We start from the raw sequence: 18702 nt of genomic DNA on the forward strand, positions 1-18702 counted from the left end.
AAACATAGCTGCTTTAAGCAATTTAGTCATATTCGTACCCAGTGTTTAGTAAATTTATATGTCCAAAAGAGATATTTTACTAGCACGCTATAAGCAGAATATAAATTATAATAAAAGAGGTTTCAAATTATGCAGTCTACATCCAGGGCACTGCCAAAAATGACGGTGCTAGCCGCCTTTGTTGCATCAACAATTTCTTATAGCGCTATAGCTAACACTTTAACGCCGGTTCCAATGAAAGTGGGACCAAGCCAAATTCAAAACTATACGGGTTATGATAAATCTGCAAGATTAGCTGAAGTAGAATTTCCAACCTATTATATTATTCAATTAGAAGATGCGCCTTTAGCAACTTATCGTGGTGGTGTTAGAGGCTTAGCGCCAACCCAGCTTGCAGCGGATAGTAAAGATAAATTAGATACTCAGTCTGTCGCTGCTATTGCTTATAGCCAGTACCTAGAATCACGTCAGGCAGAAATGGTATCTGCATTACAGGCAAAATTTCCAGCATTGCAAGTACAGCGTAGCTTAAGTATTACCATGAATGGCTTAATTGTAAGCTATCCTGGGAAAGTAGATCTTAAAGCAAAATTAGAAAGCGTAGCGGGTGTTAAAAAAGTATTTGAAAATGAAATGTATGAAGCCCAAATGGATGCTTCTTTAGACTTAATAAATGCTCCTGCCGTTTGGGAGGCTATTGGTCAGCGCGACCAAGCAGGTGAAGGTGTTAAAGTTGCGATCATTGACGGCGGTATTCGCTCAGAGCACCCAATGTTTGCAAGCAATGGTCATACTCGTCCTAGCGGTTTACCTACCGATGATTATTGTGCAACCATCGATCCAACCTTCTGTAACGACAAATTAGTGCTAGCCCGTTATTACACACCCACATTTCCAGTACACCCAGATGAAAATATCAGCCCACTAGATATGGGTGGCCATGGTACACACGTTGCCGGTACAGCTGTAGGTAATGCTGTCAGCACTACTTATGCTGGTGTCGACGTTAACTTCTCTGGTGTAGCGCCAGGCGCATCATTAATGGTGTACAAAGCGTTATTTCAAACTCCAGAAGGTCGGGGTAGCGGTTCTGGTGTCATGTTAGTTGCGGCATTAGAAGATGCTGTTACTGATGGCGCAGATATTATTAATAACTCTTGGGGCGGTGGTGCGGGCGGTAATCCAGCCAGTAGTGCTTATAAACCTATTTTTGATGCTGCTGAAGCTGCCGGTGTCGTGATTGTTACTGCTGCAGGTAATGACGGCCCAGGTGCGAAAACAGTCGGTTGCCCTGGTTGTATTGAAGCCGGTATAACTGTAGCGAGTACGCAAACAGGTCGTAGCTTTGGTCATTTAGTCAATGCTTCAGGTGTAGAAGATGTTGCCGCTATTCCTGGTTCTGGTGACTTTGAAATTACAGCTGACATCACTGCGTTATTAATGCCAGCAATGAATATTGATGAAGCTAATGCATTAGGTTGTGATGCCTTCCCAGAAGAATCTTTAACAGGCCAAATTGTATTACTTTCTCGTGGTGTCTGTGCCTTTGGTGATAAAGCTGAAAACGCCCAAGCTGCTGGTGCCGTAGGTATGATTTTATATAATAACGCCCCAGGTGTTATTTTGATGTCTATGCCTGAAGCGACGTTACCTAGTGTGTCGATTTTGCAAGAAGATGGCGAAGCTATTTTAGCAGCTTGGCAAGCCGGAGATGAGGCCACTATTACGGCTGCTCTGCAGTTAAATAACAGCGCTGCTGTTGATGCCATGTCAGACTTTAGTTCGCGCGGTCCAAATGGTGATAGTAGCTTCTTAAAACCAGACATCGCTGCGCCAGGTTCAGATATTTTATCTGCATACTCACCGGGTAATGATGAAACGCAATATAATGTTATTTCTGGCACTTCAATGGCTAGCCCACATGTTGCGGGTTCAGCGGCGTTATTACGCCAGTTACGTCCAGAGCTAGATGCTTTCCAAATTAAATCTATTTTAATGACCTCTAGTAACCCGGCCGTTAAAATGCAAGATTTAGAAACGGCAACTACACCTTTTGACCGTGGTGCAGGCCGCTTAGATGTTCTGGCTGCAAGCAAAACAGCTATAAGTTTTGATAAACCATCATTTGTGTCAACAGGTTGCGTGGCTACTTGTAGTTTTGAGCGCACAGTAACTAATTTAATGTCAGCAGCCGGTGATTGGAAAGCTAGCGTTGAATTTGTTAGTGATAAGATGTCTGGCAGTGTTTCTACACCAGAATTAAGTATTGCGGCAGACGGTACTGCAACTTTCAAACTAACCGTTGATGCTTCTTTTGCGGATGAAGGTTGGCAGTTTGGTCAAGTCGTCTTTACTGATGCTTCAGGTCAATATCCAGTAGCACATTTGCCAATAGCCGTTATGGCTAAACGTTCTGACAATAGCGAAATAGTGTCGACAGCCGTTTCAGTGGCAGAAGTTACTGCAGGTCGTGCCTTTGGTATGAGCGCTCGCGCAGGTGATGTAGGTAGCAGCTTACCAGTAAGCTTTACGGTGCAAATTCCAGAGGGTACTAAGCTAGTTGAAGACTCTGTGAATGTTGACATGACGCTTGCTAGCCAAAATGGTTTTAGTTTAGATGCTAATAACCGTGTTATGACCTGGGCGGGTACAATGAATAGCCAGCCAGGCGTTAAATCAATAACCCCAACTAGCTTCCCGTTTGCGGGTGCTAGTTTAGCTGACTTAGGCGTGCCAGGCTTCCAGTTGCCCTGTGAAGCAGGCTGTGATGAGTCGTCATTTAACTATCCAATAGGTGATTTTGGTGGTTTTATTTGGAATAGTCAGCTAGTTGATACTATTACTATTTCATCTAATGGCTTTATAACAGCGGCGCCGCAAAGTACTGCTGGTTCATTTATAAACCAAAATGTGCCTTCTGTTTCTTCACCAAACGCAGTTATTGCTCCGCTATGGGCAGACTACCTAATTGGTGCGGGTGACGGTGGCCAAGTAAACTATAACCTTATCAGTGATGGTGTTAATGATTGGTTTATCTGGGAGTGGGAAGACGTAATAGAGTGGGGCTCAGCAACGGGTGATCGTTTTAGCTTTGCTATCTGGATTAAACTAGGTACTGATGAAGTTTACTTTAACTATATAGATGTCCCTGCTATGCCTAAGTATGCCACTGTAGGAATAGAAGATATTACCGGTACAAGAGGTGTGGCGCGTTACTATAACGGTAGCGGAATTGCACCTATGACAGGTGATGCACTACGTGCTCGTTTAACTGCAGATACTAAAGGCTCAGTAGTTATTAACTATGACTTAGAAGCAGATCCATTTGGTACTAGCAGTGCTGCTACAGTATCAACAGTTGAGCAAGAGCCAGTACTAGTAGACTTATCTACTAAATTTAGTACTGGAGCTGAGGGCTTGTTATCACGCGTTAGTTTAAGAACGAATGATAAAACTTATAATGCGATTCAGCCATTTGATATTGAGGCTAGTGAAGACGTTACAATTAACATTGTAACTGCTCCAGAGCACGGTGCATTAACAGCTGCAATGACAACACCTGAAGATGAGTCTGCACCTGTAGCAATCCCATTTGGCTATACTTATATTGCAGAAGAAGGCTTTGTTGGGGTTGATACTTTCACTTATCATGTGACTGATGGTGCAGGTAATAAAACCAGTGATGCGACAGTAACTATTAATGTTGCTCGTGATAATACTGCACCGGTAGCCAAAGCAAGCGCCACACCAACTGCTGCTCAAGAAGGTACTACAGTTAGCTTAAGCGCGGCTGCTAGTACAGATGTTGATGGCGATACCTTAACCTATACTTGGACACAAACAGCAGGACCAGATGTCACCTTAACAGGTGCGAATACTGTTACAGCTAGCTTTGTTGCGCCAAAATTAGGTCAAGATACAGTGTTAACTTTTAGTGTTACCGTGTCTGATGGTTATGAGACTAGTGAAGCAACGACTAATGTAACGGTTGCTCGCAAATCTAGCAGCAAAAAATGGTATGAAGGTAGCTTCAGTGCCTTAATGGCAGTGTTTGCTTTACCACTAGTATGGCTTCGCCGTCGTCGTACTGTAGCTAAATAAGCTTTTGCTTTATTTACTGCAATTAAATAAAGGGGCTGTCTAGCCCCTTTATTATTTTAATTTAATAAAGAAGGAAGACTAAATGGCTACAAGGCAGGCTAACTTAGTAATTATTAGCAGTTTTACTGCACTGTTGACTTTAAGTGGTTTAGGGTTAATGGGCTGTTCACCTGCAACAGAAACTTTAGATCTGCAGCAATCTTCAGCAGAGCAACTGACAGAGTTAGAGCTAGGAATTCGAGATTTAATTAGTAGTCCAGTCGCTAAAGATGCGGCTAGCTGTAAAGTTGTGACTTTACAGGCTGCCAATTGTCAGCAGCCAAAGCACTTACTGTACTCAGTAGAGAATACTAATGAACAAGTATTGTTAACCTTAGTAGCAAAGTATAATAAGATTATAGCGGCGCAAACCGGCAATACTGATGTAAGCTGTGCAGTGATAAATAAACCTGCAGCAATACTACGAAAGGATTTATGTCTACCGGTTGAGTTTGCTACAGAGTAAGTGGCAGATAAAAAACACCACAAGAGCACTAACTACGCCAGATAAATGCGCTGCAGTTGCCAGCGGGTTAGCACTGATAGAAGCAAGTGGTATGGGTGAGAAGATGAATTCGTAACTAGCTTTAGCTATAATAGCCAGTAGTAATACACGGCCAAAAGGCTGGCGCTGCCTTACATCTTGCAGCGCCCCCCAAGTAAATAGGCCATATAGAACACCAGAAAAGCCAACATAGTATTCTATATAGGGTGCAAACAGCCAGACCCCCATTCCACAGCCTAAGGCTAATATTGGCAACAACCACAAATAACGTTTACCTGCGGTATATTCAGCAAATAATAACCATACAAGTACTAGGCCGGCTAAATTTAATAGCAAATGCTCTGCACTAAGATGGATAAACTGACCGCTAATAAGCCGCCACAATTGACCAGAGGCTAAAGCGCTTCGTTCAAAAGTTAACCAGTCAGTAAACTGCGCAGGCAATAAAAACAGCAAGCTAAGTAATAAAGCTACAGCAACAGGCGGCAAAATAAAACGGTTTGCTACTGGTAGTGTTAATGCAAGCTTAAGCACCTTAGTTATAGAAACAATTAAGGTTTATCACAGCTTATCGCTTATTATTTGCAAATCATTGCGATCAAAAACATAGTTATTTTGGCAATAATCACAGCTAATTTCTAATTTCCCTTCTGCAATGTGCTCGTTAATAATGGACTTACCTAAACTGATAATAGCGGCTTCAGATTTTTCACGAGAGCAACCACAGACAAAGCTAACAGTTTGCGGGGTAAATAGTTCGATATTCTCCTCATGGTAAAGCCGATATAACAGCTGCTCTACTGGTAAGTTTAAAGTTTCGTCTGCGGTTAGGGTGTCACTTAAAATGGCTAGCTCGGCAAAATCTATTTTAGCTTGCTGCTGATTTACTGGCAGTACTTGCAGCATAAAGCCACTAGCACGGCTATGTTGCGGCTGAATCTCAGTGAATAAATATAGTCGAGTTGGTAACTGTTCAGATTGGGCAAAATAGCTTTCAAGCGTTTGCGCTAAACTCTCGCCGGTTAGCGGAATAATACCTTGGTAACGTTCACCTTGTTTAGGAGTAATAGTAACCAGCATATGGCCATCACCCACTAGCTCGCGAAAAGTATCACCTTGTAATTCGGAACGCATGCGGGCAATTCCTCGAAACTCTTGCTGGTTGTTACCGTTAACAGCAGCAAAGCGCAAAGGACCATCACCTTGTATTTGCACTGCAATCTCACCCTCAAGCTTTAGGGTGGCGGTTAATAAGCTGGTAGCAGCCACTAATTCGGCTAACAGCTTTTTAACAGGAAAAGGATAGTCATGATTTAGCAGCATATTATCCAAACTACTGGATAATTGCACTAGTTCGCCTCGGACATGTTTATCTTGAAATAGAAATCGGTATAAGTTATCTGAAGTCATTGTACTCTCTTACTGCTGTGATTTTAAAAGGAGCAATTTTCTGCGCTCTTTTTTATCGGGTTTAGTGTCAGGGTGAGGTGCAAATAAAGAATTCGTTTTGCGTAACTCTGAACGTTGTAAACGTAACTCAATACTTTCGGCTGTTTCTGTATATAAAGCTGCAGCTATAGGGGCAGCTAAACGTTTTTCTGATAACGCTTGTACAATTACATGTTTTTCATCACCACCTTGAGTCACTCTAACTGTTGCACCTATTTCTACAATTTTACTGGCTTTACAGCGCTGGCCATTATAATGTACTTTACCGCCTTCAATCATGTTTTTTGCTAAGGCGCGAGTTTTATAAAAACGACATGCCCATAGCCATTTATCTAAACGGATGGCTGAAGTGTCAGAAACAGAGTTTTTTGTATTTTGCCGCATATTGGGTAGTCTATTTACCTAACTAAAATAACTATTATAGAGTCTAACCTATATATATGGGCAAAATTATAAAAAAACATGGTTGCTTTAATGTAAAAAATTACTGTCGGTCTTGTTGCAAGGCTAACAACTGGGTAAGATTGGAATTGAATTAAATATAGAAGTGCGTAATGAAGCCGTTATTACAATTAGAACAATTTTGGCATCAGCTACAAAAAATTCCACTGAATAACGTTCGGTTGATATTAAATTTGCTACTGTGCATTTTATTAGCTTGGCTTCTAGCCAAGCTAAGTTGGCAATTATTGCCTGAGCCTAAAAAGATGGATGGCATAACTCCACCCGCCCATCAGTTAAGTACTGCTGGCAATAATAAGGTGAATTTATCTAGTTTAATTAGTTTTTCTTTGTTTGGTAAAGCTAAGCAGGTGGCGCAAGAAAAGCCAGAACCTGTAGCAGTAGTTACGGAAGCACCAAAAACTAAATTAAATGTTAAATTAACCGGTTTAGTTGCTATTAGTGATGATCCTAACCAAGGCAGTGCTATTATTGAAAGCCGAGGTTCAGAAGCAACTTATGCTATAGATGATCAAATTGAGGGCACTAAAGCCGTATTAAAGCAAGTTCTGCATGATAGGGTGTTAATACAGCAAGCTGGAAACTATGAAACTCTTATGCTAGATGGCATGGAGTATACTAAAATCGCTCAAGCCAATGCTGGTTTAGGCCGCAGTGATGAAAGCTATGAAGAGCCCGAAAGTAATAGTTTTGCTCCTAGTGTCGACTCAATGGCACCATTAGAAACTAATGAACTTCTTGTTGCGCAACGAGAAGAGTTAATCGCAGAACCAATGAAGTTTTTTGATTACATTCGTGTTTCACCCCAGCGTAGAGAGGGGCAATTAGTTGGCTATCGACTAACTCCTGGTAAAGATCCCGCTTTATTTAATCAGCTTGGTTTGCAAGTAAACGATTTAGCCATCGAAATTAATGGGGTACGTTTAGATGACATGCAGCAGGCTATGGCTGTAATTAATGGGCTACGTGAAGCCAAAGAAGCCACAATAAAAATAGAGCGAGATGGTGAAACTACAGATGTAGTAGTAAACCTTTCGCAATAATAATAACAACAAATTGGTTATAATTTAATGAAATCATTGCATCATTCTTTATTTTCTCGCCGCACTTTGGCCACTGTGTTTGTCGCGGCTTCACTAGCAATACTAGTACCTAGTGCTAGCGTCGTTGCAGAAGAGCCGGTGATGTACTCGCCAAACTTTAAAGGTACAGATATCAATGAGTTTATTAATATCGTTGGTATGAACTTAAAGAAAACAATCATTGTCGATCCACAAATCCGGGGTCGCGTTAATGTCCGTAGCTATGAGATGCTTAATGAGCAGCAATATTATCAATTTTTCTTAAATGTGCTTGAAGTTTATAGCTTTTCTGTAGTGGAAATGGACAACGGTGTATTAAAAGTTGTCCGTAGTAAAGATGCTAAAACCAGTAACATCCCGGTAGCGAGTGATGATAACCCAGGCCAAGGTGATGAGATGGTTACTCGCGTTGTTCAGGTACTTAATGTTTCGGTACGTGAATTAGCGCCTTTATTGCGTCAGTTTAGTAATCAGACTGGTGGTGGTCATGTGGTTAACTATGATCCATCCAACGTTATAATGATGACAGGGCCGGCAGCTGTGGTAAATCGTTTAGTTGATATTATCCAGCGGGTAGATAAAGCCGGAGATCAAGAGCTAGAAATAATCAAATTAGAATATGCTTCGGCCCCGGAAATAGTTCGCATTCTTGAGAGTATTTATAAAAGCCAAGGCCGTGCAGATCAGCCTGATTTTTTAGTGCCAAGAATAGTTGCAGATGAGCGCACTAACAGCGTGCTAGTGAGTGGTGAAATCCAAGCACGTAAGCGAGTAATTGAATTAGCTAAGCGTTTAGACTCAGAGCTGAAAACCAGTGGTAATACCCGGGTGTTTTATTTGAAATACGCCAAAGCGGAAGAGTTAGTACCCGTATTAAAAGGGGTAAGTGAGTCTATAGTTGCGGAAGTGCAAAGTGGCCAAACCCCTCCAACGGGACAAAGCGGAGCAAGGCGTTCATCTGGTGCCGGTACTGCACGTGCAATTAGCATTGACGCTCATAGTGATAGTAATAGCTTAGTGATAACGGCACAACCTGACATGATGCGCTCACTTGAAGAGGTATTGCGCAAGCTAGATATTCGCCGAGCTCAAGTACTAGTAGAAGCAATTATTGTTGAAGTATTTGAAGGTGATGGTACCGATTTAGGTGTACAGTGGTTAAACAAAAATTTTGGTGGTACTAACTTTAGTAGTGGTAATGCAATTCCAATAATTAATGTTGCAGGCGCAGCATTATCGGCAAGGCCAACTAAAAACCCTGATCGCGTAGAGCAGTCAACTATTCCAGGCGTCCCCAGTACTACAGTTCCTGTGCCTGATACTGAGGGTGATTATAATGCTGCTGCTCAAGTGTTAGGTTCCCTCAATGGCGCTATGCTTGGCTTTATCTCTGGTGATTGGGGGGCAATATTACAAGCTGTACGTACTAGTTCAAACTCTAACGTATTATCGACTCCACATATAACCACTATGGATAACCAAGAAGCCTTTTTCTTAGTGGGCCAAGAAGTGCCAGTAATTACAGGTTCCACCACAGGCTCTAATAATACTAATCCTTTTCAGCAAGTTAATCGCCAAGAAGTCGGGATTAAATTAAGAGTAACACCACAAATTAACGAAGGTAATGCGGTTCAACTGACAATAGAGCAAGAAGTATCAAGCATAGGTGGTGCCACTGCGGTTGATATTACTATTAACAAACGTGAAATTAAAACTACTGTGATGGCAGACGATGGCGCGACAGTAGTGCTGGGTGGCTTAATTGATGAAGATGTGCAAGAAAGCGAGTCTAAAGTGCCATTGTTGGGCGATATTCCCTTTCTTGGTCACTTATTTAAAACCACTAGTGTCACTAAGCAAAAGCGTAACTTAATGGTGTTTATTAAAGCCACTATTGTTCGTGAAGGCTCGGCAATTTCAGGTATCTCTAAAGAGAAATATAATTATATTCGTGCCGAGCAATTAAAGCGTGACGAAGAAGGTATTCGTTTAATGCCTAATACTAAGCAAGTCGTGTTACCAGAATGGAATGACTCACTAGAGTTACCACCTACTTTTGATGAGTATATGCAGAAACAACAGCCTAAAGCCTTTACTAATGATGAAGGGCAGCAAGACTAATGGCAGAACTGGAACAGCTAGAGCAGCTTGCTGCTGAAGAAGTTAAACCGGTAAGTAGCCGGATCCGACTGCCCTTTGGTTTTGCCAAGCGCCATGGTGTGCTGTTACAGCAACAAAAAGAAGGCTGGTTATTGTCGGTTCATACCGCCACATCGGCGCAAGCGGTATTAGAAGTTCGGCGCATGCTAGCCGAGCCTTTTACTATTGCTCGCTTATCGCCTATTGAATTTGAAACCTTGTTAGAAGCTAGTTATCAACGCGACTCTTCAGAAGCACAGCAATTAATGGAAGACATTGGTAAAGAAGTAAATTTAGCTTCATTAGCAGATGATATCCCAGAAACAGAAGATCTTTTAGAAAACGAAGACGATGCACCTATTATTAAACTAATTAATGCCATGCTAGGTGAGGCCATTAAATTAGGCGCCTCTGATATTCATGTTGAAACCTTTGAAAAAGCTTTAATTATCCGCTTTAGGGTCGATGGTATTTTACGTGAAGTACTGCGGCCTAATAGACGTTTATCCAGTTTATTAGTCTCACGGATAAAAGTAATGGCCAAGCTGGATATTGCTGAAAAGCGCTTGCCGCAAGATGGCCGGATCAGCTTGCGCATAGCCGGTCGTGCGGTTGATGTGCGGGTGTCTACTATGCCATCTAGTCATGGCGAGCGGGTGGTATTACGCTTATTAGATAAAAACAACTCGCATTTAAATTTAGCCGATTTAGGCATGACCGGCACGGTACAAACTGCCTTTGCGGAGCTTATTTTAAAGCCGCACGGAATTATTTTGGTTACAGGTCCAACTGGCTCGGGTAAAAGTACTACCTTATATGCCGGTTTAACTGATATTAATACCAAAGATAGAAATATTTTAACGGTAGAAGACCCCATTGAATATGAGTTAGAAGGCATTGGTCAAACGCAAGTTAATAGTAAAGTAAATATGACCTTTGCTCGTGGCTTGCGCGCTATCCTACGCCAAGACCCCGATGTCGTGATGGTAGGTGAAATTCGTGATCTAGAAACCGCTCAAATCGCAGTGCAGGCCAGTTTAACGGGCCATTTAGTGTTATCCACTTTACATACTAACACTGCCGCTGGTGCTATTACCCGATTAGAGGATATGGGAGTAGAAGCCTTTTTACTTTCATCCAGCTTACTTGGTGTGCTAGCGCAGCGTTTGGTTCGTACTTTATGCACTCACTGTAAGCAGCCACATCAGCCTGATGCTGAAGAATGTCGTTTATTAGGTGTGACACAAGCAAGTGAGACAATTATTTATCGCGCTAAAGGCTGTGAGCAGTGTAACTTAAGCGGTTATCGTGGCCGAACAGGTATTCATGAGTTATTACAAATTGATGAGCATATTCGCGAGTTAATTCATAATGGTAAAGGCGAGCAGGCCATTGAAAAATATGTTAGACAGCATAGCCCAAGTATACGCTCGGATGGCTTTAGTAAAGTATTAAAGGGCATTACCACCCTAGAAGAAGTGTTGCGAGTAACGCGAGAGGATGTTTAGTGGCAGCCTTTGAATATCAAGCATTAACAGCAACAGGACGCACGACTAAAGGGGTGCTTGAAGCGGATAATGCGAGGCATGCCCGCAGTTTATTGCGTGAACAAAAGCTTACGCCTATTAGCGTTATGGTAGCATCACAGCAAGAAAAGCTACTTGCATCAGGTAAGCAGTGGTTTAAGCGCAAAATATCTGCCTCTGAACTAGCCTTAATAACCAGGCAAATTGCCACTTTAGTAGAAGCTGCCTTACCTATTGAAAGCGCTTTACTTGCTGTGGCAGAGCAGTGTGACAAGCCGCGTTTAAAAAACATGATGATGACGGTGCGCTCTAAAGTAGTCGAAGGTTATAGTCTGGCTGAAGGCTTAGCTGAATTTCCGCATGTATTTGATCACCTGTTTCGTTCTATGGTGGCAGCGGGTGAAAAGTCAGGTCATTTAGATCAAGTGTTAAATCGCTTAGCGGATTATACTGAACAACGCCAGCATATGCGCAATCAAATATTAATGGCGTCAATTTATCCTGTGGTTATGGTAGTGGTTGCTATAGGTATTATTGGCGTTTTACTGTCGGTAGTAGTACCTAAAATTACCGAGCAATTCGAATATATGGGCCAACAACTGCCAGCATTAACCCGGTTTATGATTGGCGCTAGCGAGTTTGTACAAAGCTATGGTCTTGGGCTAGTGCTAGCCATAGTCATGCTAATTATAGTTGCCCAGCGCTTATTGCAAAAACCCGCCATCAAATTGGCCTATGATAAAAAGTTATTAAATATCACCTTTATTGGTCGCATTACGCGAGGTGTTAATACGGCACGTTTTGCCCGTACTTTAAGTATTTTAAATGCCAGTGCAGTACCTTTACTGGAAGCTATGCGAATTAGTGCTGACGTATTAAGTAATAGCTATATGAAGCAATCAGTAACAGAAGCTGCCGCAAGAGTTCGGGAAGGTACTTCACTACGTAATGCCTTAGATCAAACTAAGCTATTTCCGCCTATGATGTTGCATATGATTGCCAGTGGTGAGAAAAGTGGTCAGTTAGACACTATGTTAGAGCGAGCCGCAAATAACTTAGATCGTGAATTTGAAATGACAATGACCGTATCGCTAGAAATATTTAAGCCCGCTGTGGTGATTATTTTAGCAGCTATGGTATTTTTAATTGTGATGTCGATTTTATTACCAATTCTAGAACTTAATAATATGATAGGAAAATAACAATGTTAAAACAACGGGGTTTTACCCTATTAGAAGTCATGGTCGTTATCGTTATTTTGGGTATTATTGCCAGTATGGTAGTGCCCAACCTATTAGGGAATAAAGAAGCGGCAGATATCCAAAAGACCCAAGTTGATATTCAGCAATTAGAAAACGTTTTAGACATGTATAGGCTGAGAAATGGTTTTTATCCAACAACTGAGCAAGGCTTAATTGCATTAGTTCAGCAAGCAACATCAGAGCCAGTACCACGTGCCTTTCCAGAAGATGGTTTTATTAAGCGGCTACCAAAAGACCCTTGGGGTGAAGATTATATTTTAGTTAGCCCAGGTCAGCTAGGTCGGATTGATATTTTTAGTAAAGGTCCAGATAGAACTGCAGGCACTGATGATGATATTGGTAACTGGGATCTAGAGTCAGATAGCAATAAATAATGAGAAAGCCTTCGGCTCGTCAGGCTAAGAGTACCGGTTTTACCCTATTAGAAGTCATGCTAGTTCTGTTGCTAATAGGCTTATTAGCAACAACTGTGGTGCTTAACTTTAGTGGTGAAAGCCGGGCTGAGCGGCTAGATAAACAAAGTATACGTTTTCAGCAGTTGTTTCAGTTTGTTGCCGAAACGGCCCAGCTTAAACAACAAGAATGGGGCTTTTACACTAAAGGCGAACGCTATGGTTTTTTATATTATGATAATAAGAACCAAAAATGGTTAGCTGCAGATGAGCCTAAAAGCTTAAGCCAATATCAACTGCCAGAAGATATTAGCTTACAGCTTGATCTTGATGGCTTTGCAGCTGTTGAGGATAATTTATTACGCGACTTAGAGTGGCAAATAGATGATGATAATCAAGAAGATGACCAGCAAGCCACACCCGTGCTACCCCAAGTCTTTATTTTATCTTCAGGTGAAATAAGTCCATTTAAACTGATATTTATTGAAAAAAGTGCTTTATCACCGCTTTATGCCACTGTTAGTACAGAGTTCTCTATTCCGTTAACCCGAACCTTTGCCAGTGAAGAACAACCATGATGCAGGTTAAGCAGAACTATGGTTTTACTTTATTAGAGCTGTTAGTGGCTATGGCTATTTTTGCTACAGCAGGTATTGCCATTATGCAGGGCACCTCTGCCCATATTCGTAGCATTACTATGATGGAAGACAGTACCTTTGCTAGCTTTATTGCTAATAACCAAATGCAGTTAATTTTATTAGATAAAGCCTGGCCCGGTAAAGAAAAGCAGCAAGGAGAGGTGGAGCAAGGTAACAGAAAGTGGCTGTGGCAGCTAGACAACGAAAAGCTGGAAGATAACGATTTACGAATAATTAAAATACGGGTCAGTTTGGCGGCCGCGCCAGATGATATTTTATATAGTATTCAAAGTTATAAGGGTAAGCCTAATGGCTAGGCTTGCAGGTTTTACCTTTATAGAAATGCTGCTATCAGTGGCATTATTTGCGCTGGTAGGCTTAGCCTCAATATCAGTATTAACAAGTGTGACCAAAAGTGATGAATTATCTCGGGAGTCTAGCCAAAGATTAATAGAAATTCAGCGCACTATGTTAATGCTAGAGCGTGACTTTATGCAAATTAGTGCTAGACATGTGCGCGTTGATGGCGATCCTGCCGAAAAAAGCCGGTTAATTGGTGGTCAATATCTATTTGAAAGTGAAGATCACGGTGTTAGTTTTAGTCACCAAGGTTGGCGTAATCCAGGTATGATTTTACCGCGAAGTGAAATTCAAGCTGTGGCTTATCGGTTACAAGAAGGCGTATTACAGCGTTTATTTACTTTATATCCAGATGCTGTAACTGGTACTGAACCTAGAATTCAGTTATTACAAAGTGATTTAACCGGTTTTACAGTAGGCTATTTACAAGGCGAACAATGGCAGGAAAGCTGGCAAGATAGTAATTTGCCAGCAGCAGTAAAAATAACTTTGCAGCATACTTATTTAGGCCAAATAGAACGGATTTTTATGTTGCCAGATGGCTTAGCTAGCGAGGATGATTTGCGATGAGCAGCAAGCAAACACAAGCTAGGACAATACCAACCAAGCAAAGAGGGGTAGCTTTAATAGCAGTGTTAATGGTGATTGCTATTGTGGTTATTATTGCTGCAAGTATGACGAGTCGCTTGCGTTTACAAATCCAACGACAACAAAATATTCAGCAACAAACACAAGCATTCTGGTATGCCATGGCAGCAGAGCAGTTTAGCCGAGTATTATTAGCGAGAACCATAACGGCTGAAGAAACGGTTAACTTGTCACAAGATTGGGCGCAGCAAGGCGCAACTTTTCCGGTTGATAACGGTACTATAGCAGGTGAGATTACAGATTTACGTAGTTGTTTTAATATTAATGCCTTACAAAATGCTAGTAGTGAAAATGGTACGGCAAAAGTAGAGTTTTCTCCAGCGCAGCAAGCCTTTCAGCGTTTATTAGAGCTAAAATTGCCAGACTTGACTATGCCGGCTGAGTATTTAACGGCACGGATAGCTGATTGGTTAGATGAAGACAGTTTATTAATGACGAGTGGCAGTGCAGAGCAAGATGACTATGCCAGCTTAGCATACCCTTATTATGCAGCTAATACCTTAATGGCTAGTAAATCTGAACTTAGAGTAATCCTGGACCTGACCCCAGCAGATTATCAAGCTTTAGCGCCTTATGTCTGCGTTATCCCTGATGATAGAAGTTTATTAATTAACGTTAATACATTAACGGAACAAAATGCAGTGTTGCTATCAGCATTAATACCCACGCTAACAGAAGATGCAGCTATTGAATTTATTAATAGCCGACCTGAGACTGGTTTTACGACTCTTGAAGATGTAACTTCGTCAGCAGCTTTTGCTGATATCACGTTAGCCGATGATGTAAAAAGTATGTTAGTGTTTAAGTCAGAGTATTTCAATTTAACTGCTACTGCTGCTTATTTGGAGTCAGGCTTTGTGCTAACGTCAGTACTAAAAAAAACAGATAATAATAAAATTAAAGTGCTAGCTCGACGATTTGGAGACCATGGGTGAGTGAACAATTAATAATTCGGCTTGGTAGCCGAGCAGAACAACCTCTAACTTGGTTAGTGTGGGCAAGTCATAATAATGAAGTGATTGCCAGTGGCGAGCTTGCTAATGTAGAGCAATTAGCCGATTTAGCTACAAGAGTCGGTCAGCGCCAAGTTGTCGCTTTAGTCCCAGCTTCAGATGTAGTACTAAAACAAGTTGCTCTACCGACTAAACCAAATCGGCAAGTGCTACAAGCTTTGCCTTATATGCTAGAGGAAGAGCAAGCAGAGGATATTGAGCAGTTATTTATTGCTTTAGGTGATGTGCTGGTTAATGATGGCCAATATAGCCAGCAGGTAGCTATTTGTCAGCGCCATCGCCTAGAACAATGGTTAGATTGGTTGCAGCAGGCTGGATTTAAGGTTATTCGTTTATTGCCTGATGCTCTTTTACTGCCTGAACAAGAATTACCCGCTTGTATCCAACTGCAAGAGCAATGGTTAGTGAAACAAGAACCATGGCAAATAGCAGCGGTGGAGCAAAGTTGGTGGCAAGATTATTTGCAATTAGCTCAGTTACCTAAGCTTACCAGTTATAGCCCTTGGCCAGCAGAAAACTCTTATCCGCATCAACTGGCACAGCCAGAGTTACCTTTAGCATTGTTAGCTGCGCAGTTGGCTAATACTCAGTTCAATTTATTACAAGCAGAATATAAACCCAAACGACAAGCTAATACTCAGTTTAGTGTCTGGCGCAATAGTGCGATATTAGCAGTGGCTTGTATTGGCCTTTATTTAGTGCAATTAGGTGTTACTAACTTGCAGTTAGCTAGGCAGCATCAGCAATTACAGCAACAAAGCATAAGTGTTTATAAACAGGCCTTCCCAAATGAGTCTGTGGTTAATTTGTCGCTACAACTGCAGCGTAAGCTAGGGCAGGTTGATGCAGGAACTGACTTTAACTTTTTAACCTTACTAGATGCGTTACAACAACAATTAGCTACAGTACCAGATGTTAGCTTAGAAAATTTACGTTTTGACAGCAAATTGTCAGAGCTTAGGTTCCAAGCAAAAGCAGGGAGCTTTCAAAGTTTTGAGCAACTAAAAAATAAACTTGAACAAGCAGGCTTTAGTGTCAATCAAGGCACCTTAAGTAACGATGGTGATAAAGTCCAAGGTAGTGTAGCTATGCGAGGTAAAGCATGAAGCAGCGAGTGATAAGCTGGTGGTTTGGGTTGCAAGCTCGTGAACAGCGTATTGTTAGTATAGCTGCAGTAGTTATTGTTACAGCGCTATTTTACTGGCTAATATGGCAACCGATGCACCAAGCAAAAATAGAGCGTGAAAGATCGGTAGCAGCAGCAGAGATACAGTTACAGCGCTTACAACAAGCATTGCCTACTTTGTTGGCGGGCGGAGCCGCTAATGTGCGAAGTGGTGGTAGCTTATCTCAGGTTATTAGTAATAGTGCCCGCGGTCAAAATATAACGGTTAGCCGAATGCAGCCGCAAAATGAGCAATTAGCCTTAGTACTTGAAGAATTAAGTTTTGAACGTTTACTACCATGGTTATATGAACTGCAATATCAACACGGAGTACAGCTAGTAAGTTTAGACTTAGCGTTAGCAGAACAGCCAGGTATAGTTAAAGTGCGCCGTATGGTGGTTGAATAAATGACTAAGTCAGTAAAGCTTATTATCTTTTCGGTAGCAATGTATTTGGTTTTTATGTTGCTACTTACCCCCGCAGCTTGGTGGCTAAAATTGCTTCCTTTACCTACAACTCTTCAGTTAGGTACGGTAACGGGTACCTTAGCGCAAGGTAAAGTAAGCGCCGTGCAATATCAGAAGTTATACTTTTCAGAGTTGAGCTGGCAATTAAATGGCTGGCAGCTATTAACTGGCAAGCTGCAGTTCGATATAAAAAGTGGCAGTGCTAAACAGCCTAATCTGCCATACATTAAAGCTACTGCAAACTATGGCTTAACGGGCAGCAGCTTGCAAAATAGCATGTTAAAGCTACCTGTTGCTCAAGTGTTGCCAATGTTATCGCTGCCATTACCGGTAGCTGCTAGTGGTGATTTAGTCTTAGATATTACTTCTTTTAGCCAAGGCCAGCCAAAGTGTAAAACCTTAAATGGTCATGCAAGTTGGCAAGATGCTAAGCTACAAACTCCGACGGGACGCTGGCTTGACTTACAAAGTCTTTTCGCTGAGTTAAGCTGTGCTAATGGCACTCTAGTTATGACAACAGATGGCGCTAACCGGCTCGGATTAGATATTAAAGCTGTCATAAATGCAGAGCAACTATTGGTTAATGGCACATTAAAACCTGATGCTGACATGCCAGAAGAAGTGCATCAAGCCATGCAATTCCTTGGTAAGCCGGATGCAAATGGTCGCTATACCCTTAAACTCTAATAAGTGATAAAGTTAGGTTCTAGGCCTTAAGATATCAGCAATTAGCGTGTTATAGTCAGTAATAGCCGGAAAATCAGTAATAATATTATTGCTTTTTTTGCTATCAGGATTTGCTACGGCTAATAAGTGTTTGATGCCAAAGTCTTTAGCTGCCTGTAAAATGGGTAAGCTGTCATCAACAAATAAAGTATTAGCTGGATTAAAGCCAAATTTTTGTTGTACTTTATGCCACAGGGCAGCATTTTCTTTCGTTACCCCAAATTCATGGGTAGAGATACGAGTATCAATGTAACTTGCTAGATTGGTGCACTCAACTTTTAAGGCTAAACTATCTGGATGGGCATTAGTAAGTAAAATTACTTTTCGGCCACTGTCTTTTAGGGCTTGTAAAAAGACAGCTGTATCACTGCGCATAGCAATTTTAGTCATTATTTCACGCTTAAGCTCGGTGATAGGCAGTTGTAGATGTTGGCTCCAATAATCTAAACAATACCACTCTAATTTACCCGCTAAATTGACATAGGCTTGGTTTAACTGTTGCTGAGCTATATTTTTATCTATGCCACTTATCTCTACCCAGCGCTTAGGTAAATGGTATTGCCAAAAATAATTATCAAAATGTAAGTCCAGCAAAGTGCCGTCCATATCGAGTAATACAGTGTCAATTTCAGCCCAATGCAACATAGGTTTTCCTGCTTTTTGGTTTATAGTACGCTGTATCAATTGTAACAGAGCTAGTTTTAAGGCGCAGCGATAGGGTGGTCAT

The 18702-nt window shown here is 41.5% G+C and carries 18 protein-coding genes; 14 read left to right on the top strand and 4 right to left on the bottom strand.

Annotated features, from left to right (window positions below):
- The first annotated feature begins 129 nt into the window (after window positions 1–129).
- Together RDV63_RS02325 and RDV63_RS02330 are read left to right on the top strand one after the other, a co-directional pair.
- Window positions 130–4101: a S8 family serine peptidase gene (locus tag RDV63_RS02325; protein WP_313907911.1), complete on the top strand. Its 3972-nt coding sequence runs from the start codon at window positions 130–132 to the stop codon at window positions 4099–4101.
- Between the two features lie 82 nt (window positions 4102–4183).
- A complete protein-coding gene (locus RDV63_RS02330; RefSeq protein WP_313907912.1) occupies window positions 4184–4606 on the top strand; it encodes a hypothetical protein in 423 nt (140 codons plus the stop codon).
- Here RDV63_RS02330 and rrtA read toward each other — a convergent pair.
- Genes rrtA through hslR form a run of 3 tightly spaced genes read right to left on the bottom strand, consistent with a single transcriptional unit; the run spans window position 4580 to window position 6478 of the window.
- Window positions 4580–5179: a rhombosortase gene (gene rrtA / locus RDV63_RS02335; RefSeq protein WP_313907913.1), complete on the bottom strand. Its 600-nt coding sequence runs from the start codon at window positions 5177–5179 to the stop codon at window positions 4580–4582. The genes RDV63_RS02330 and rrtA overlap by 27 nt on opposite strands.
- A 27-nt stretch (window positions 5180–5206) precedes the next feature.
- Window positions 5207–6055 (bottom strand): Hsp33 family molecular chaperone HslO, encoded by an 849-nt coding sequence (gene hslO, locus RDV63_RS02340; RefSeq protein WP_313907914.1) that lies wholly within the window; start codon window positions 6053–6055, stop codon window positions 5207–5209.
- A gap of 9 nt (window positions 6056–6064) precedes the next feature.
- Window positions 6065–6478 (bottom strand): ribosome-associated heat shock protein Hsp15, encoded by a 414-nt coding sequence (gene hslR / locus RDV63_RS02345; RefSeq protein ID WP_313907915.1) that lies wholly within the window; start codon window positions 6476–6478, stop codon window positions 6065–6067.
- Window positions 6479–6648: 170 nt separating this feature from the next.
- On the opposite strand from hslR, the gene gspC reads away from it, so the two are divergent.
- The 12 genes from gspC to RDV63_RS02405 are packed head-to-tail and all read left to right on the top strand — an operon-like array spanning window position 6649 to window position 17936.
- Window positions 6649–7599, top strand: coding sequence for a type II secretion system protein GspC (gene gspC, locus RDV63_RS02350; protein ID WP_313907916.1), 951 nt, complete (start codon window positions 6649–6651; stop codon window positions 7597–7599).
- A 27-nt stretch (window positions 7600–7626) separates the two neighbouring features.
- The gene (gene gspD / locus RDV63_RS02355; protein ID WP_313907917.1) at window positions 7627–9759 is read left to right on the top strand and encodes a type II secretion system secretin GspD; all 2133 of its coding nucleotides are present in this window, start codon (window positions 7627–7629) and stop codon (window positions 9757–9759) included.
- On the top strand, window positions 9759–11285 hold the full coding sequence (gene gspE, locus RDV63_RS02360; protein ID WP_313907918.1) for a type II secretion system ATPase GspE: 1527 nt from the start codon (window positions 9759–9761) through the stop codon (window positions 11283–11285). The genes gspD and gspE overlap by 1 nt, the downstream gene beginning before the upstream one ends.
- On the top strand, window positions 11285–12505 hold the full coding sequence (gspF, locus tag RDV63_RS02365; protein WP_313907919.1) for a type II secretion system inner membrane protein GspF: 1221 nt from the start codon (window positions 11285–11287) through the stop codon (window positions 12503–12505). Before gspE ends, gspF begins: the two co-directional genes overlap by 1 nt.
- Window positions 12506–12507: 2 nt before the next feature.
- A complete protein-coding gene (gene gspG, locus RDV63_RS02370) occupies window positions 12508–12939 on the top strand; it encodes a type II secretion system major pseudopilin GspG (protein WP_313907920.1) in 432 nt (143 codons plus the stop codon).
- On the top strand, window positions 12939–13535 hold the full coding sequence (gene gspH, locus RDV63_RS02375) for a type II secretion system minor pseudopilin GspH (protein ID WP_313907921.1): 597 nt from the start codon (window positions 12939–12941) through the stop codon (window positions 13533–13535). The genes gspG and gspH overlap by 1 nt, the downstream gene beginning before the upstream one ends.
- The gene (gspI, locus tag RDV63_RS02380) at window positions 13532–13912 is read left to right on the top strand and encodes a type II secretion system minor pseudopilin GspI (RefSeq protein WP_313907922.1); all 381 of its coding nucleotides are present in this window, start codon (window positions 13532–13534) and stop codon (window positions 13910–13912) included. The genes gspH and gspI overlap by 4 nt, the downstream gene beginning before the upstream one ends.
- Window positions 13905–14525 carry a type II secretion system minor pseudopilin GspJ gene (gspJ, locus tag RDV63_RS02385; RefSeq protein ID WP_313907923.1) on the top strand — a complete coding sequence of 207 codons (621 nt, stop codon included), beginning with the start codon at window positions 13905–13907 and terminating at the stop codon, window positions 14523–14525. The genes gspI and gspJ overlap by 8 nt, the downstream gene beginning before the upstream one ends.
- The gene (gene gspK, locus RDV63_RS02390) at window positions 14522–15538 is read left to right on the top strand and encodes a type II secretion system minor pseudopilin GspK (protein WP_313907924.1); all 1017 of its coding nucleotides are present in this window, start codon (window positions 14522–14524) and stop codon (window positions 15536–15538) included. The genes gspJ and gspK overlap by 4 nt, the downstream gene beginning before the upstream one ends.
- Entirely contained in the window at window positions 15535–16722 is a 1188-nt protein-coding gene (gene gspL, locus RDV63_RS02395; protein WP_313907925.1) for a type II secretion system protein GspL, read from the top strand. The genes gspK and gspL overlap by 4 nt, the downstream gene beginning before the upstream one ends.
- Window positions 16719–17189, top strand: coding sequence for a type II secretion system protein M (locus RDV63_RS02400; RefSeq protein WP_313907926.1), 471 nt, complete (start codon window positions 16719–16721; stop codon window positions 17187–17189). Before gspL ends, RDV63_RS02400 begins: the two co-directional genes overlap by 4 nt.
- Window positions 17190–17936 carry a type II secretion system protein N gene (locus tag RDV63_RS02405; protein WP_313907927.1) on the top strand — a complete coding sequence of 249 codons (747 nt, stop codon included), beginning with the start codon at window positions 17190–17192 and terminating at the stop codon, window positions 17934–17936.
- 12 nt (window positions 17937–17948) lie between these two features.
- On the opposite strand, the gene yrfG is transcribed toward RDV63_RS02405, so the two are convergent.
- Window positions 17949–18620, bottom strand: coding sequence for a GMP/IMP nucleotidase (gene yrfG, locus RDV63_RS02410; RefSeq protein WP_313907928.1), 672 nt, complete (start codon window positions 18618–18620; stop codon window positions 17949–17951).
- Between the last annotated feature and the right edge of the window lie 82 nt (window positions 18621–18702).

This window comes from Rheinheimera sp. MMS21-TC3, from assembly GCF_032229285.1.
In the GTDB taxonomy this organism is placed as follows: domain Bacteria; phylum Pseudomonadota; class Gammaproteobacteria; order Enterobacterales; family Alteromonadaceae; genus Alishewanella.